A 14,867-nucleotide genomic window follows, 5' to 3' on the forward strand; every position below is an offset into this window, starting at 1 on the left:
TATGCGCGATGCCGCCGCCTGCTCGCCGCGCAGGTGGACGCTGACGCCGAGGCGGATCCGCAGGCGGCCGTCGTGTCGCAGCAGGCGTCTGCCGGCGCGCGTCAGCCGCAGCCGCTTGCGGCGCAGGCGGCCCTACTTCGCGGCCAACGCTTCTGCCACGGCCGCCCACACGTGGCGGTGCAGAAGCACGTTCTCGTCGCGGTCGGTCGTCGCCTGCACGATCGTGACGCCGGCGCCCGGCCGCGTCGCGCGGGCCAGTTCGGCGCGCAGCTCCGCGGCGGTCGCGACGGGCACGTGGCGGGCGCCGTAGAGCTGCGCGGCGACGGCAAAGTCGAGGCCGTGCGGGGTCGCGATGTGGTGCTCGAAGTGGTCGCTCTGCGTCGCGACGGGGAGGAAGTGGAAGATGCCCCCGCCGTCGTTGTCGATCAGCACGATCGTCAGGTCGAGCTGCAGCCGCCGTGCCGACAGCAGCGCGCCGAGGTCGTACGCGAGCGTCACGTCGCCGATCAGCAGCACAACCGGACCGTCGCCCGCCGCCGCCGCGCCGAGCGCGGTCGCGACCGTCCCGTCGATTCCGTTCGCCCCGCGGTTGGAGAGGACCCGCGGCCCGTCGTCACGCGCCGGCAGGAACGTCTCGACGTCGCGGATCGGCATCGAGGCGGCGACGACGAGCGTTGCGCCCGCGTCGAGCGCGGCCGCGGCCTCGATCGCGACGAGCGGTTCGCTGAGCGTCGCGTCGCCGTCGGCGACCGCCTCAGCGCGGACGAGCCGCTTGGCGCCGCTCCCGATCGTCGCCGCGATCGCTCGGCCGGCCACTCCGTCGGCGACTCGCCACCGCTCGACCCACGTCGCGTCGCCGATGCCGGAGTGGTCGCGCGCGAACGCTGGGAGCGCCTCGTCCAGATCGCGCTCGAGCCGAGTGCTCACGACCGCGTCCGGGTCATGCCACGCGTGGTGCGGGTCGAGCGCGATCTGGGGGATCTTCGGATCGAGCCCTGCGAGCCAGCCGCGCAGCGGCTTCGACGTGGGCAGGTCACCGATCCGCAGCACGGCCTGCGGTGCGTCGAGCCCGGAGAGGAAGCCGGCGTCGCGCAGGAGGGCGTCGTAATGGGCGACGGCGTTGGGACCGCGCCGCGCCTGCGACAGCGGATCGGCGAGCAGGACGTAGCCGATCGCCTCGGCGGCGGATGCGATCGCGAGGCCGATCGCTCGTCCACCGCCCGTCTGCCCCGCGACGATCACGCCGCGCCCGTGCGGCAGCGGCTCGATGCCGTCCAGGCTCGCGTCAGCGATCCGGCGGCCGCGCGCCACCCACGGCCGCCCGTCCGGCCGGCCCGGCAGCGGATCCTCTTGCGGCAGCGGCTCGCTCAGGACGAGCGGCTCGCGCAGCGGCATGTTCAGGTGCACGACGCCGGGGCGGCCGTCCTGGGCGGTCCAGACGGCGCGGCAGGCGAGCGTGCGCATCCAGCGCAGCGCCGCGGGCGTCGCCTCGCCGACGACGCCGACCTCGGTGAACCACTTCGCCGCGCCGCCGTACAGCTTCAGCTGGTCGATCGTCTGGCCGGCGCCGACGTCCCGCAACTCCGGCGGGCGGTCGGAGGTCAGCACGATCAGCGGCACGCGCGCCTCGGCGGCCTCGATCACGGCGGGCGCCAGCTCGGCCGCTGCCGTCCCCGACGTGACGGTGATCGCGACCGGCCGCCCGGTCTGCTTCGCCAGCCCGAGCGCGAAGAAGCCGGAGACGCGCTCGTCGACGTGCGACCACGAGCGCAGCCGCCGCTCGCGCGCGAGCGACAGCACGATCGGCGTCGAGCGCGAGCCGGGGGAGGTGCAGGCGTCGGTCACGCCGCAGCGCGCCAGCTCGTCGCAGAACGCGCGCAGGAGGAGGTAGGTGTCGGTGACGGTGGCGGTCATGCGGGGGCTCGCGGTGTGGTCGTCGCAGACCGCCGCGTCGGCGGCGACAGGTGTCGGGCGGTCTCGGTCATGGCAGGATCTCGCTGATGGCGCCGCCGACGATCGTCCTGCTGCACGGCTTCACGCAGACCGGGCGCAGCTGGGATCCCGTCGTTGCGGCGATGGGCGAACGCTATCGCGCGCTCGCCCCGGACCTCCGCGGCCACGGCTCCGCGGCCGATGCGCGACCGGTCGACTTCGGCGCGATCGAGGCGGACGTGCTCGCGCTCGCACCCCGGCGCCTCGCCCTCGCCGGCTACTCGATGGGCGGCCGCATCGCGCTCGATCTCGCGCTCTCGCCGGAGGGGATCGGTCGCATCGACCGCCTCACCCTGATCGGCGCCAGCCCCGGCCTGCGCACCGCGGGCGAGCGCGCCGCGCGTCGCGCGGCCGACGAGATCCTCGCGGACCGGATCGAGGCCGAGGGGGTCGAGGCGTTCGCGCGCCGCTGGGCCGCGCAGCCGCTGTTCGCCGATCAGCCGCCCGCCGTCGCCGCCGCCGCGCACGCCGAGCGGCTGCGCAGCACGCCGGCGGGGCTCGCCGCCTCGCTGCGCGGCGTCGGGACCGGCGCGATGGAGCCGTTGTGGGAGCGGCTGGGGGAGCTGCGCGTGCCGGTCACGCTGATCGCCGGCGAGCGCGACGCGAAATTCCGCGCGCTCGCGGAGCAGATGGCCGCGCTGATCCCGGACGCGACGCTCCACGTCGTCGCGGGCGCCGGCCACGCGGTGCAGCTGGAGCAGCCGGAAGCGGTCGCCGCGCTGCTCTGATCGGCGGTCGTGCACGGTCGCGCACGCCGAGCAGGGGATCGCGCGCGACCGCCGCCCGGCCGCTCCGGTCACCCCGCTGACAGCGATCGGCAGGAAACGGGAGCTTTCATCCCGGTTCCATCCCACGTCCGAATCGCGCAGGCGTAGCGTCGCGAGATGACCCACACCACCTTCTGGTCTGGTCGTCTGAGACTGGGCCTTCTCACCGCGGCGACGGCCGCATTCGCGCTCCCGGCGGCCGCGGCGGCGGCGCCCAGACTCGCGGTCGTGGCGCGCGGGATCGACAACCCGCGCCAGGTCTCGCTCGCGCCCGACGGGTCGACGCTCTACGTCGCCTCAGCAGGCCGCGCGGGCAGAAGCTGCTTCGGCCCGAGAAGATCGCCGACCTGCTTCGGCTTCAGCGGCAGAATCGTCGGCGTCAACCCCGGCAGCGGCGCGAAGAGAACCGTCGCCAGCGGGCTGCTGTCGGTCGCCGGCCCGGACGGCACCTTCGCGACCGGGCCCGACGGCGTCTCCGCCGGTCCGGACGGCCGCGTCATGACGGTCATCACGTCGGCCACGCCGAGAGAGATCGCCGGCGTCCCGAGACCTGCGCAGGCACAGGCGGGCGAGTTGTTCCGCGTGCTGCCGAGACCGCTGACCGACGTCGCCGCGATCGACAGCTTCGAGTGGAGACACAACTCCGACGGCGTCAGAGGCGATCTCAACTCCAACCCGTACGCGGTGCTCGCGCTCGAAGGCCGCGACGTCGTCGCGGACGCAGGCGCCAACGCCGTGTTGCAGGTGAGAGGCAGAAGCGTGAGCCTGCTCGCGGCGATCAAGGGACCGGGCAGAACGCAGCGCGTCCCGTCGTCGCTGGCGCTCGGGCCGGAGGGCGACATCTACGTCGGCGAGCTGGCCGAGGGCGCCGGCAACGGCGCCGCGCGCGTGCTCAGAATCCCCGCAAACGGCGGCAGACCGACTGTCTACGCGACCGGATTCACGACGGTCACCGGGATCGACTTCGGCCCCGACGGCTCGCTCTACGTGACCGAGCTGACGACGAACACAAGAGCGAGAAGCGCGCCGGGTCGCGTCACGCGCGTCGCGCCGGACGGCAGAAGAACCAGCTACTCCGGCAGAGACCTGTTCTTCCCGCAGGGCGCAGCGGTCGCGCAGGACGGCAGCGTCTACGTCTCGGACTTCTCCGTGCTGCCGGCCAGCACACCGAGAAGAGGCCCGTTCGGCGGCGCCGGCGGCCAGCTCGTGAGGATCAGCGGCCTGTGAGTGCGCCGTAGCACGTGATTGACCCCGGTCATGTCACAGATATACGGTTCGTCCCCAAATTCGGACTCGGAGCGTGACGTGACATGACCGGGGCTCTGTACCGGCTGGGCAGGTTCTGCGTGCGGTACCGCCTGGCAGTCGTGGTCGTGTGGGTCGCGATCGCGATCGGCCTGGTGATCGGCGCGGGCGCGCTCGGCTCGAAGGCGAGCGACGACGTCAGCCTGCCCGGCACCGGCAGCCAGCAGGTGACCGACCTGCTGCAGCGCGGCTTCCCGTCGCAGGCCAACGGCTCCAGCCCGATCGTGCTGAAGGCCAGAGGTAGCGCCAGAGTCACCGACAGCAGATACGCCGACTCGATCGACAAGACGGTCAGCGACCTGCAGAAGGACGAGTTCGTCGCGAAGGTCGTCAGCCCGCTCGACAGAGCCGGCGCCGGCCAGGTCTCCAGAGACGGCACCGTCGCCTACATCTCCGTCTTCCCGGATCGCAGCCTCGGCGACGTCACGATCGACGACGCCCAGGCGATCCTCGACAAGGCGGACCCGGCGAAGGCGGCCGGTCTGGAGGTCTCCGCGGGCGGCCCGCTCGGCTCGAAGCTGAGCAAGCCGGAGACGGAGCAGAGCGAGGTCGTCGGCCTCGCGATCGCGCTGATCGTGCTCGCGTTCACGTTCGGCTCGTTCGTCGCGATGGGGCTGCCGATCGTCTCGGCGCTGGTCGGTGTCTTCGCCGGCGTCTCGGGCATCACGCTGTTGACCCATCTGACGACCGTGCCGACCTCCGCCTCGACGCTCGCGATCATGCTCGGGCTCGGGGTCGGGATCGACTACGCGCTGTTCATCCTCACGACGCACCGAGAAACGCTGTCACGCGGGATGGGCGTGCACGAGTCAGTCGCGCGAGCGGTCGCGACCTCGGGTGGCGCGGTCCTGTTCGCCGGCTCGACCGTCGTGGTGGCGGTCTGCTCGCTCGCGGTCGCCGGGATCCCGCTCGTGACCGCGCTCGGCCTCACGACCGGCCTGATGGTCGCGATCGCGATCGTCTGCGCGCTCACGCTGCTGCCGGCGATACTCGCGCTCGTCGGCACGCGCGTGAACGCGCTGCCGCTGCCGGGCCGCAGACCGAACGCCGCCGTCGACGTCGGCAACAGCCGCTGGGCCAGATTCGCCGGCTGGATCATGCACCACCCGATCGTCTCGATCGCGGTCGCGCTGGCGATCCTGATCCCGCTCGCGATCCCGGCCCTCTCGCTGCACCTGGGGCAGACCGATACCGCCGCGCTGCCGGAGGAGGAGACCGCGCGCCAGGCCTACGACGCGATCACGGACGGCTTCGGCGTCGGCGCCAACGGCCCGATCGTGATCGCCGCGAGACTGTCGAGACCGGCGCAGCCGGGCGACGCGGACCTGACGAGACTGCAGCAGGCGGTCGGCTCGAAGTCCGGCGTCGCCGCGGTCACGCCCGTCACGCTCGACGGCCCGGGGCAGATCGCGACGTTCAACGCGATCCCGAGAACGGCGCCGTCGGATCGCGCGACCGAGGACCTCGTCGACGACCTGCGCGACACGACGATCCCGGACGCGACCAGATCGACCGACGTCAGCGCCTACGTCGGCGGCTCGACCGCCAGCTTCATCGACCTCGGCGAGGAGATCGCCGACACGCTGCCGGAGACGATCCTCGTGATCATCGCGCTCAGCTTCGTGCTGCTCGCGATCGCGTTCCGCTCGCTGCTGATCCCGCTGAAGGCGGCCGTGATGAACCTGCTCTCGATCGGCGCGGCCTACGGCGTCGTGGTGATGGTCTTCCAGTACGGCTGGTTCACGGGTCTCGTCGGCCTCCAAGGCGAGGTGCCGATCGTCAGCTACCTGCCGTTGCTGATGTTCGCCGGCCTGTTCGGGCTCTCGATGGACTACGAGGTGTTCCTGATGAGCCACGTGCAGGAGCACTACAAGGAGGGCCTCTCCCCGCGCGCGGCGATCGTCAAGGGACTGGCGGAGAGCGCGAGAGTGATCACCGCCGCGGCCGCGATCATGGTCGCCGTCTTCGCCAGCTTCATCCTCAACGGCGACCCGACGATCAAGCAGTTCGGCGTCGGGTTGTCGGTCGCGGTGATCATCGACGCGACGGTCGTGCGCTGCCTGCTGGTGCCCGCGGTGATGGCGCTGATGGGCAGAGCGGCGTGGTGGATCCCCGCCTGGCTGGACCGGATACTGCCGCGCATCAGCGTCGAGGGGCACGGCTACTTCAGAGACGACGAGCCCGGCGGCGGCGACGCCGGCGCGCCGCCGCCCACCCCGCCGAGCGCGCCGTCCGTTACGCCCGGACCCCGAGCCCCGGTCCCGTCGGAACCCGCATAGTCCCGTCGCGGACCGCCAGCACGGGGTCGACGTCGAGCCCGTCGAAGGCGTCGAGCGTCGCGAGCCCGCTCGCGACGCTCGGCTGCAGCGCAGCGGCGGCGTGCAGCGCGCCGGCGATCCCGAGCGGGCCGTCGAAGGTCGAGGCGAGGTAGACCTCGCTGCCGGCCGCGCGGGCGCGCGCGGCCGCCTCGATCAAGCCGGTGATGCCGCCGCAGCGGCTCAGCTTCAGACACACGAGACGCGTCGCGCCGGAGTCGATCGCGCCCGGCCCGACGGCGCTCTCGTCCATCGCGACGGCCAGTCCGGGCAGCGTCTCCTGCACGTCGCGCAGCGCCTCGACGCCGTGGATCGGCTCCTCGATCAGCTCGATCCCCGCGTCCTGGAAGGCGCGCAGCTGCGCGACCGCCTCGCGCGGCGTCTCCCAGGCGCCGTTGGCGTCCAGTCGCAGCAGCACCTCCGGTCCGACCGCTGCGCGCACGGCTGCCACGCGGCCGGCGTCGTCGCCGATCCCGGCCTTCAGCTTCAGGCAGCGGTGGCCGGCGGCGACGAGCGCGGCTGCCTCGGCGGCGGCGCCGGCGCGGTCGCTGGCGGAGACGAGCGCGTTGACCGCGATCGTCATGCCGGCCTCGGCGCCCAGCAGCGAAGCGACCGGCGCTCTCACTCTGCGCCCCTCGCGGTCCCACAGCGCGAGGTCGATCGCGGCGATCGCCTGCGGCAGCACCGCCGCCCCGCGGCACAGCTGCAGGATCTGCGCGCGCGGCAGTCCCTCCGACTCGCGCAGGACCGGGCGGCAGTCCTCCAGCGCGGCGTGCACGTCGTCGAGCGCGACGCCGTCGTAGGAGGTCAGCGGCGCGGCTTCGCCGGCGCCCGCGACGCCGTCGGCGCCGATGATCAGCACGTCCAGCAGCTCGCGCTCGGCGATCGTGCCGTGCGCGGTCCGCAGCGGCGTGCGCAGCGTCAAACGGCGAGGTGCGATCGCGAGGCGCATGTGCTCGATCGCCGCCGTTCGTCCTAGCTGAGCAGCACGCCGGCCGACAGCAGCACGCAGAAGATCAGCTCCAGCATGCCCGTTCTCGCCAGCGCTCTGTTGAGCGACGGCCCGTCGGTGCGGTTCTTCACGAGCCTGACCGCCGGCGCCGCCAGCGGGATGCTCAACAGCGGCAGCAGCACCCACGGCGAGAGCGGACCGAAGATCCACGTGATCGGCGTCAGCACGTACGCGCCGTAGACCATCGCCGCGTACAGCACGCGCGTGCGCTCGCGCCCGAGTCGCACCGCGAGCGTCTTCTTGCCCGCCCTGCGGTCGGTGTCGGTGTCGCGGTAGTTGTTGACGACCAGCACCGCGGACGCGAGCAGGCCGACCGGGACCGCCAGCGCGAACGCCTCCCACTCGAGCGTCTCGGTCTGCACGAAGTAGGAGCCGGCGACCGCGACGATCCCGAAGAAGAGGAAGACGAACAGCTCGCCGAGGCCGTCGTAGCCGTACGGGCGCGGGCCGCCGGTGTAGAGCACGCCGGCGACGATCGAGGCGATCCCGACCAGCAGCAGCTGCCAGCCGGCGACGGCGACGAGGTAGGCGCCGCACGCGACGGCGAGCGCGAACGTGACGTAGGTCGCGATCAGCACCTGGCGCGGCGGGACGAGGCCGCCGGCGGTCACGCGGACCGGGCCGAGGCGGTCCTCGGTGTCCGCGCCGCGGCGCGCGTCGGAGTAGTCGTTCGAGAGATTCGCCCCGACCTGGATGAAGAGCGCACCGAGCACCGCCGCGACGAACCGCAGCGGGTGGAAGACGTCCTCGACGCCGGCCAGCGCCGTGCCGACGAGGACCGGCGCGAGCCCGACCGGAAGCGTCCGCAGACGCGCTGCCATCAACCAGATGCGGATCACGGGCGGCGGGGGAATCTGGAGAAGTCGGGCTGGCGCTTCTCGAGGAACGCGGTGCGTCCCTCTCTCGCCTCGTCGCTGCCGTACAGCAGCAGGTTCGTGTCGTGCGCGAGCTGCTGGATGCCGGCGTAGCCGTCCTCCTGCGCGTTGAAGCTCGACTTCACGAGGCGCAGCGCGAAGGGGGAGAGCGCGAGCATCTCGCGGCACCACTGCACCGTCGTCTCCTCGACCTCGGCGAGCGGCACGACGGCGTTGACGAGGCCCATCTCCAGCGCCTCCTGCGCGTCGTACTGGCGGCACAGCAGCCAGATCTCCTTCGCCTTCTTGGTCCCGACGAGGTCGCGCAGGACCGATGCGCCGAAGCCGCCGTCCCACGAGCCGACCCTGGGGCCGGTCTGGCCGAAGCGGGCGTTGTCGGCTGCGATCGTGAGGTCGCAGATCACATGCAGGACGTGGCCGCCGCCGATCGCGAACCCTCTCACCATCGCCACGACGGGCTTTGGCGTGCGGCGGATCTGGACCTGCAGGTCGGTCACGTGGAAGCGGCCGACGGCCGCCGTGCCGCCGACTCTGTAGCCGGACTCGCCGCGCACGCGCTGGTCGCCGCCGGAGCAGAACGCCTTGTCGCCCTCGCCGGTGAGGATGATCACGCCGACGTTCGTGTCCTCGCGCGCCTTGTCGAACGCGTCGGACAGCTCGATCACGGTCTCGGGCCGGAACGCGTTGCGGACCTCGGGACGGTCGATCGTGATCTTCGCGATGCCGTCGTCGGACAGCTCGTAGCGGATGTCGGTGTAGTCGCCGGCGGCGGTCCAGTTCACGGGCAAGTCGTACGTCTCCTAGGTGCGAGTCCGGTATACGGGACACTAGCCCTTCGATGGTCTCCCTCGACGCATGGCTTCCGCGCGCGGCCGCGCTGCGCCCCGAGCACCCGGCGCTCGTGACCGGCGACGGGGTCGTCACGACCTATGCGCAGCTGCATGCGCACGCCCGCTTGGCTGCCGGCGCGCTGGCGCTGCAGGGCGTGCGCGCCGGCGATCGCGTCGCGCTGGGCCTGCCCGCGGGCGTCGAGTTCGTCGCGGTGGTGCACGCGGTGCTGGGGCTGGGCGCGGCGGTCGTGCCGTTGGACGCGCGGCTGTCGGAGGAGGAGAACGCGGTGCGGGCGGTGGGGGCGAAGGTGGTGGTGGATCGGCCGCTCGCTGGAGAGGAGCACGATCTCCTGACCCGCTTCGACCCGGCCGCCGTCGCGACCGTGATGCACACCTCCGGCACGACGTCGGCGCCGAAGCCGGTCGAGCTGACGATCTCCAACTGGCACTGGAACGCGCTCGGCTCGGCGCTGGCACTCGGCCTCGACCGCGACGAGCGCTGGCTCTGCACGCTGCCGCTCAGCCACGTCGGCGGCCTCTCGATCCTGCTGCGCAGCGCGATCTACGGCACGACCGTCGTGCTGCACGAGCGCTTCGACGCGCAGCGCGCGGCCGCCGCGCTCGGCGACCCGGCGCAGGGCGTCACGCTCGTCTCGCTCGTCGCGACGACGCTGGCGCGCGTGCTCGACGCGGGCCTGCAGCAGCCGCCGCGGCTGCGCTGCGCCCTGATCGGCGGCGCCCCGCTGGCACCGGCGCTCGCGGCCCGCGCCGCCGCCGCCGGCATCCCCGCCGCGCAGACCTACGGCATGACCGAGGCCTGCTCGCAGGTGACGACGTCGCTGCCCGGCGAGCCGGAGACCGCGGGCCGCGCGCTCGCAGGTCAGCAGGTCGAGCTGGCCCCCGACGGCGAGATCCTCGTCAGGGGCGAGACCGTCGCCGTCGCCGCGCCGGCCGCCGACGGCTGGCTGCACACCGGCGACCTCGGCACACTCGACGCGAGCGGCCGCCTGACGGTCACCGGCCGCAAGGCCGACACGATCGTCAGCGGCGGCGAGAACGTCGCCCCTCAGGAGGTCGAAGCCGTCCTGCTCGCCCACCCGGCGGTGGCGGACGCGGCGGTCTTCGGCGAAGCGGACCCGGAGTGGGGGGAGGCGGTGGCGGCGACGGTGGTGCTGCGAGGGGAAGTCGATGCAGAGGATCTCCGCACCCACGTCGCGCAGCGTCTCGCCCGCTTCAAGGTCCCCAAGCGGATCTCCTTCGCGGACTCGCTGCCGCGCACGCCGTCAGGCAAGCTGCTGCGCCGCGAGCTGAGATAGCCTCGCAACGATGAGCGGCGCTGACGAGCACGAGATCGATCCCGACGAGGTGCGCGCGGGTGTGCGCGACCACTGGGAGCGGGCGGCGCCCGGCTGGCGCGAGAGCAGCGGGCGCTTCAACGCGACCGCGATGGACGTCGCGCAGTGGCTCGTCGATGCGATCCGCCCGCAGCCGGGCATGCGCGTGCTGGAGCTGGCGGCCGGCATCGGCGAGACGGGCTTCCTCGCGGCCGAGCTGATCGAGCCCGGCGGCGTGCTGGTCTCGACCGACGGCGCCGAGGCGATGCTGGAGCAGGCGCGCGGGCGGGCGCAGGAGCTGGGGCTGCGCAACGTCGAGTTCAAGCCGGTCGACATCGAGTGGATCGACGCGCAGACGGCGGAGTTCGACGCCGTCCTGTGCCGCTTCGGCTACATGTTCGCGCTCGACCGCGAGGCCGCCTTCCGCGAGACCCGCCGCGTGCTGCGCCCCGGCGGCCGCGTCGCGTTCGCGACCTGGACGGCGTTCGAGCGCAACCCCTGGTCGCGGATCACGCGCACCGCGCTCTACGACGCCGGGCTGACCGACACGCTCGAGATCCTGAGACCGAACCCGTTCGACCTCAGCACCCCCGAGATCGTCACGGCGCTGCTGGAGGACACCGGCTTCGACGAGGTGCGGACGGCCGAGATCGAGGTCGGCTTCCCGTACGAAGGCGTGATCGACCTCTTCACGCAGACGAAGACGCTCTCGCCCGCGTTCGCCGACCTCGTCAGGGACCTCGACGCCCGCCAGCTGACCGACCTGCAAGAGCGCCTGACCGAGAAGACCGCCCCGTACACGCAGCCCGACGGCAGCTTCACGCTGCCCGGCGTGGCGCTGGTCGCGTCGGCGCAGGCGTAGACGCTCCGGAAGCTGTTGCAAAGCGGGCTTCCGCTACCCTGCCGCGAATGTTCTACGACGACGACGCTGATCTCAGACATCTCGACGGCAAGACCGTCGCGATCATCGGCTACGGCTCCCAGGGCCACGCACACTCGCTCAACCTCAAGGACTCCGGCGTCCAGGTCGTCGTAGGCCTCCGTCCCGGCTCGTCGAGCGTCGCGAAGGCCGAGGCCAACGGCCTCGAGGTCGTCTCGCCCGTCGACGCCGCCAGCCGCGGCGACGTGATCATGATCCTCGTCCCCGACGAGCTGCATCACGACGTCTACGAGGACATCAAGGACGGCGTCGCGACCGGCAACATGCTGCTGTTCGGCCACGGCTTCTCGATCCACTACGGCGAGATCGTCGCGCCCGAGGACGTCGACGTCGCGCTCGTCGCGCCGAAGGGCCCGGGCCACCTCGTCCGCCGCCAGTACACGGAGGGCTCGGGCGTCCCCGGCCTGATCGCGATCAACCAGGACGCGACCGGCAACGCGAGAAACATCGCGCTGGCGTACGCGAAGGGCATCGGCTGCACCCGCGGCGGCGTGATCGAGACCTCGTTCCGCGAGGAGACCGAGACCGACCTCTTCGGCGAGCAGGCCGTCCTCTGCGGCGGCACGTCGGAGCTGGTGCGCGCGGGCTACGACACGCTCGTCGACGCCGGCTACGACCCGCGCCTGGCGTACTTCGAGGTGCTGCACGAGCTGAAGCTGATCGTCGACCTGATGTACGAGAAGGGCATCGCGGGGATGCGGTACTCGATCTCGAACACGGCCGAGTACGGCGACATCACGCGCGGCAGACGCGTCGTCACCGACGACACGCGCAAGGCGATGAGAGAGATCCTCGGCGAGATCCAGTCCGGCGCCTTCGCGCGCGAGTGGATCGCGGAGAACCGCGCCGGCCAGGAGAACTTCAACCGCATGCGCGCCGAGCAGGCCGGCCACCAGGTCGAAGTCGTCGGCAGAGAGCTGCGCGCCCAGATGGACTGGATCGACACCGCGTTCCACGAGTAGGCCGGATCGGCTGGCGCCGATCCAGACGCGAGTTCCACGGCGGCGGGCCGGCACCGCGTCACGTCGCCGGGAACTCCCTCGCGTCGGTCCGCCTCAGGCTCCCGCGCTCGCCAGCGCCCGCTCCATCTCACCCGTCGGCTGCTCCAGCACCCGCCCGTGCCCGACGGCCAGCCGCGCCGGCTCCAGCCCGCGCAGCGTGCGCGCGGTCGCGAGCGCGGTGGGGCGGTGCCAGCTCACCAGGGAGGGGAACGGGAACGGCCACTTCGGCTTGCCGACCGCCTGCACGCCGCCGAGCGTGACCCACGAATCGCCGGCGATCAGCGTCCGCTCGCGCGGGTCCAGCAGGGCGATCTGGCCGGGCGTGTGGCCGGGCGCGGCGTGGACCTCGAGCGAGCCGACGCGGTCGCCGGGCACCAGCAGCGCCGTCGGGCGCGTCTTCGTTCTGAGGATCCTCGCCCCGCTCAGCGGCGGCTCGCCCGGCTCCATCACGGGGTCGCCGTCCATCAGCTTCGCCTCGCGCGCGCTGACCAGCACCGGCACGTCCGCCAGCGCGGCGTGGAGGTCGTCGAGCGACCCGGCATGGTCGGCGTGGCCGTGCGTCAGCACGATCCGCACGATCGGCGCGCCGGCCGCGGAAGCAGCCGCCAGGATCGCCTTCGCGGAGCCGCTCATCAGCGTGTCGACGAGCGTCAGCCCGTCGTCCTCGCGCACGAGGAACGCGTTGACGGCGCCGAAGCGGGTCAGCGCCGTGAGGTGGGCGCCGTGCGTGCTGGTCTTCATCGAGCTGAGCCTCCGCGGCAGAACGGACAGGAGCACGGAGACGCTAGTCTTCGCGCGCCGCCAATGACGACGATCGAGTTGAATCCGATGCCCTCAGCAGCCCCGTTGAAGCCCGCGTCCATCCGTTCGAAGGCCCCGCGCGCATGAGCGACAGACTGAAGATCCTGGTCAAGGAGAAGCTCGCCGACACCGGCGTAGAGCTCCTCCGCGAGCACTTCGACGTCGACCTCGGCGACAGCTGGTCCGACGACGAGTTCCGCGCCAGACTGCCCGACTACGAGGGCATCATCATCCGCTCCGCGACGAAGATGACCGAGGAGTACATCGCCCTCGGCACGAATCTGCGCGTGATCGGCCGAGCCGGTGTCGGCGTCAACAACGTCGACGTACCCGCGGCGACCAGACGCGGCATCGTCGTCGCCAACGCGCCGCAGAGCAACGTCGTGACCGCCGCCGAGCACACGATGGCGCTGCTGATGTCGCTCGCGCGCAACGTCCCGCAGGCCGACGCCTCGCTCAAGGCCGGCAAGTGGGAGCGCTCGAAGTTCGGCGGAGTCGAGGTCTACGAGAAGGTGCTCGGGATCGTCGGCTTCGGCCGCATCGGGCAGCTCGTCGCCGAGCGCGCGAAGGGCTTCGGCATGCGCGTCGTCGCGTACGACCCGTTCGTCGGGGCGGAGCGCTACAAGGACCTCGGCGTCGAGAAGGCCGACACCTCGGCCGACGTCTACAAGGTCGCCGACTTCGTCACGATCCACCTGCCCGTCACGCCCGAGACCAAGGGCTGGCTGAACGCCGAGGCGTTCGGCCAGATGAAGGACGGCGTGCGCGTGGTCAACTGCGCCCGCGGCGAGCTGATCGACGACGCCGCGCTGCAGGCGGCGCTCGACTCCGGCAAGGTCGCCGGCGCCGCGCTCGACGTCTTCCCGAGCGAGCCGATCACCGACTACCCGCTCTTCGACGGCTACCCGCAGGTCGTCGTGACACCGCACCTCGGCGCCTCGACCGCCGAGGCACAGGACCGCGCCGGCGTGCAGACGGCCGAGCAGGTGATCGCCGCACTGACCGGCGGCACCGTCACGACCGCGGTCAACATCCCCGCGATCGCCGCCGAGGACATGGAGGTCCTCAGCCCGTTCGTGCCGCTCTGCCAGAAGCTCGGCAAGCTCGCCGTCTCGCTCGCGGACGGCTCGATCGACGGGCTCGAGCTGGAGTACTTCGGCCGCATCGGTGACCGTGACACGCGCCTGCTGACGATCGCCGTCCTGCAGGGCGTCCTGACCGGGCACACCGAGGAAGAGGTCAACCAAGTCAACGCGCCCTCGATCGCCGACCAGCGCGGCATCGAGGTCACCGAGACCAAGCGCGCGACCGCGCGCGACTTCAACGACATCGTGCGTGTCACGGTCGTCAGCGGCGACACGCGCCAGCGCGTCGTCGGCACCAACGTCGGGCGCCTCAACCGCCCGCACCTGCTCGAGGTCTGGGGCCAGCGCTTCGACCTGCAGCTGGAGCCGAACCTCGCGCTGTTCGCCTACTCCGACGTGCCCGGCATGATCGGCCGCGTCGGCTCGACGTTCGGCGAGAAGGGGATCAACATCGTCTCCGCCGCCGTCGGCCGCACGGCGGACGACGAGGACGGCACGGGTGAGAACGCCGTGATGGTCGTCACGACCGACGCGCCGGTCGAGGCCGCCGTCGTCGAAGAGATCGCCGCGACCGACGGCTTCGTCCGCGGCCGCGCCGTCTCGCTGTAGC

At 72.3% G+C, this 14,867-nt stretch carries 12 protein-coding genes; 7 read left to right on the forward strand and 5 right to left on the reverse strand.

Going from position 1 to position 14,867, the window contains the following annotated elements; all coding sequences use genetic code 11:
* Positions 1–132 precede the first annotated feature (132 nt).
* Positions 133–1,914, reverse strand: coding sequence for a 2-succinyl-5-enolpyruvyl-6-hydroxy-3-cyclohexene-1-carboxylic-acid synthase (menD, locus tag Q7L65_RS20860; protein ID WP_304724112.1), 1,782 nt, complete (start codon positions 1,912–1,914; stop codon positions 133–135).
* Between the two features lie 86 nt (positions 1,915–2,000).
* Here menD and menH point away from each other — a divergent pair, with 86 nt between their 5' ends.
* The 3 genes from menH to Q7L65_RS20875 all read left to right on the forward strand — a co-directional run bounded on the left by menH (position 2,001) and on the right by Q7L65_RS20875 (position 6,343).
* Complete coding sequence (menH, locus tag Q7L65_RS20865) at positions 2,001–2,720, forward strand: 2-succinyl-6-hydroxy-2,4-cyclohexadiene-1-carboxylate synthase (RefSeq protein ID WP_304724114.1); 720 nt, start codon at positions 2,001–2,003, stop codon at positions 2,718–2,720.
* A gap of 156 nt (positions 2,721–2,876) precedes the next feature.
* Entirely contained in the window at positions 2,877–3,986 is a 1,110-nt protein-coding gene (locus Q7L65_RS20870; protein WP_304724116.1) for a ScyD/ScyE family protein, read from the forward strand.
* An 83-nt stretch (positions 3,987–4,069) separates the two neighbouring features.
* Entirely contained in the window at positions 4,070–6,343 is a 2,274-nt protein-coding gene (locus Q7L65_RS20875) for an MMPL family transporter (RefSeq protein WP_304724118.1), read from the forward strand.
* Here the strand turns inward: Q7L65_RS20875 and Q7L65_RS20880 are convergent.
* From Q7L65_RS20880 to menB, 3 genes are read right to left on the reverse strand one after another with little or no spacing between them, the layout of a single operon-like run.
* Positions 6,300–7,331, reverse strand: coding sequence for a mandelate racemase/muconate lactonizing enzyme family protein (locus Q7L65_RS20880; protein WP_304724119.1), 1,032 nt, complete (start codon positions 7,329–7,331; stop codon positions 6,300–6,302). The genes Q7L65_RS20875 and Q7L65_RS20880 overlap by 44 nt on opposite strands.
* 23 nt (positions 7,332–7,354) lie before the next feature.
* Positions 7,355–8,212 carry a 1,4-dihydroxy-2-naphthoate polyprenyltransferase gene (locus tag Q7L65_RS20885; RefSeq protein WP_304724121.1) on the reverse strand — a complete coding sequence of 286 codons (858 nt, stop codon included), beginning with the start codon at positions 8,210–8,212 and terminating at the stop codon, positions 7,355–7,357.
* 14 nt (positions 8,213–8,226) lie between these two features.
* Positions 8,227–9,048: a 1,4-dihydroxy-2-naphthoyl-CoA synthase gene (gene menB, locus Q7L65_RS20890; protein ID WP_370552606.1), complete on the reverse strand. Its 822-nt coding sequence runs from the start codon at positions 9,046–9,048 to the stop codon at positions 8,227–8,229.
* Positions 9,049–9,104: 56 nt separating this feature from the next.
* Between menB and Q7L65_RS20895 the strand changes: the two genes are divergently transcribed.
* The 3 genes from Q7L65_RS20895 to ilvC are packed head-to-tail and all read left to right on the forward strand — an operon-like array spanning position 9,105 to position 12,332.
* Positions 9,105–10,412, forward strand: a complete 1,308-nt coding sequence (locus tag Q7L65_RS20895; RefSeq protein WP_304724125.1) for an AMP-binding protein — start codon at positions 9,105–9,107, stop codon at positions 10,410–10,412.
* Between the two features lie 10 nt (positions 10,413–10,422).
* Entirely contained in the window at positions 10,423–11,292 is an 870-nt protein-coding gene (locus Q7L65_RS20900; protein WP_304724126.1) for a class I SAM-dependent methyltransferase, read from the forward strand.
* A gap of 38 nt (positions 11,293–11,330) precedes the next feature.
* On the forward strand, positions 11,331–12,332 hold the full coding sequence (ilvC, locus tag Q7L65_RS20905) for a ketol-acid reductoisomerase (protein WP_370552607.1): 1,002 nt from the start codon (positions 11,331–11,333) through the stop codon (positions 12,330–12,332).
* Positions 12,333–12,425: 93 nt separating this feature from the next.
* On the opposite strand, the gene Q7L65_RS20910 is transcribed toward ilvC, so the two are convergent.
* Positions 12,426–13,112, reverse strand: coding sequence for an MBL fold metallo-hydrolase (locus Q7L65_RS20910; RefSeq protein ID WP_304724131.1), 687 nt, complete (start codon positions 13,110–13,112; stop codon positions 12,426–12,428).
* Positions 13,113–13,255: 143 nt separating this feature from the next.
* Between Q7L65_RS20910 and serA the strand changes: the two genes are divergently transcribed.
* Positions 13,256–14,866 (forward strand): phosphoglycerate dehydrogenase, encoded by a 1,611-nt coding sequence (serA, locus tag Q7L65_RS20915; protein ID WP_304724133.1) that lies wholly within the window; start codon positions 13,256–13,258, stop codon positions 14,864–14,866.
* Position 14,867 lies beyond the last annotated feature (1 nt).

The sequence above is a fragment of the Conexibacter sp. CPCC 206217 genome (assembly GCF_030646165.1).
GTDB lineage: Bacteria > Actinomycetota > Thermoleophilia > Solirubrobacterales > Solirubrobacteraceae > Conexibacter.

Bases quoted from the DNA above. Each gene is read 5' to 3' on its own strand.
- menD (WP_304724112.1), bottom strand. From the start codon at position 1,914: ATGACCGCCACCGTCACCGACACCTACCTCCTCCTGCGCGCGTTCTGC.
- menH (WP_304724114.1), top strand. From the start codon at position 2,001: ATGGCGCCGCCGACGATCGTCCTGCTGCACGGCTTCACGCAGACCGGG.
- Q7L65_RS20870 (WP_304724116.1), top strand. From the start codon at position 2,877: ATGACCCACACCACCTTCTGGTCTGGTCGTCTGAGACTGGGCCTTCTC.
- Q7L65_RS20875 (WP_304724118.1), top strand. From the start codon at position 4,070: ATGACCGGGGCTCTGTACCGGCTGGGCAGGTTCTGCGTGCGGTACCGC.
- Q7L65_RS20880 (WP_304724119.1), bottom strand. From the start codon at position 7,331: ATGCGCCTCGCGATCGCACCTCGCCGTTTGACGCTGCGCACGCCGCTG.
- Q7L65_RS20885 (WP_304724121.1), bottom strand. From the start codon at position 8,212: ATGGCAGCGCGTCTGCGGACGCTTCCGGTCGGGCTCGCGCCGGTCCTC.
- Q7L65_RS20895 (WP_304724125.1), top strand. From the start codon at position 9,105: ATGGTCTCCCTCGACGCATGGCTTCCGCGCGCGGCCGCGCTGCGCCCC.
- Q7L65_RS20900 (WP_304724126.1), top strand. From the start codon at position 10,423: ATGAGCGGCGCTGACGAGCACGAGATCGATCCCGACGAGGTGCGCGCG.
- Q7L65_RS20910 (WP_304724131.1), bottom strand. From the start codon at position 13,112: ATGAAGACCAGCACGCACGGCGCCCACCTCACGGCGCTGACCCGCTTC.
- serA (WP_304724133.1), top strand. From the start codon at position 13,256: ATGAGCGACAGACTGAAGATCCTGGTCAAGGAGAAGCTCGCCGACACC.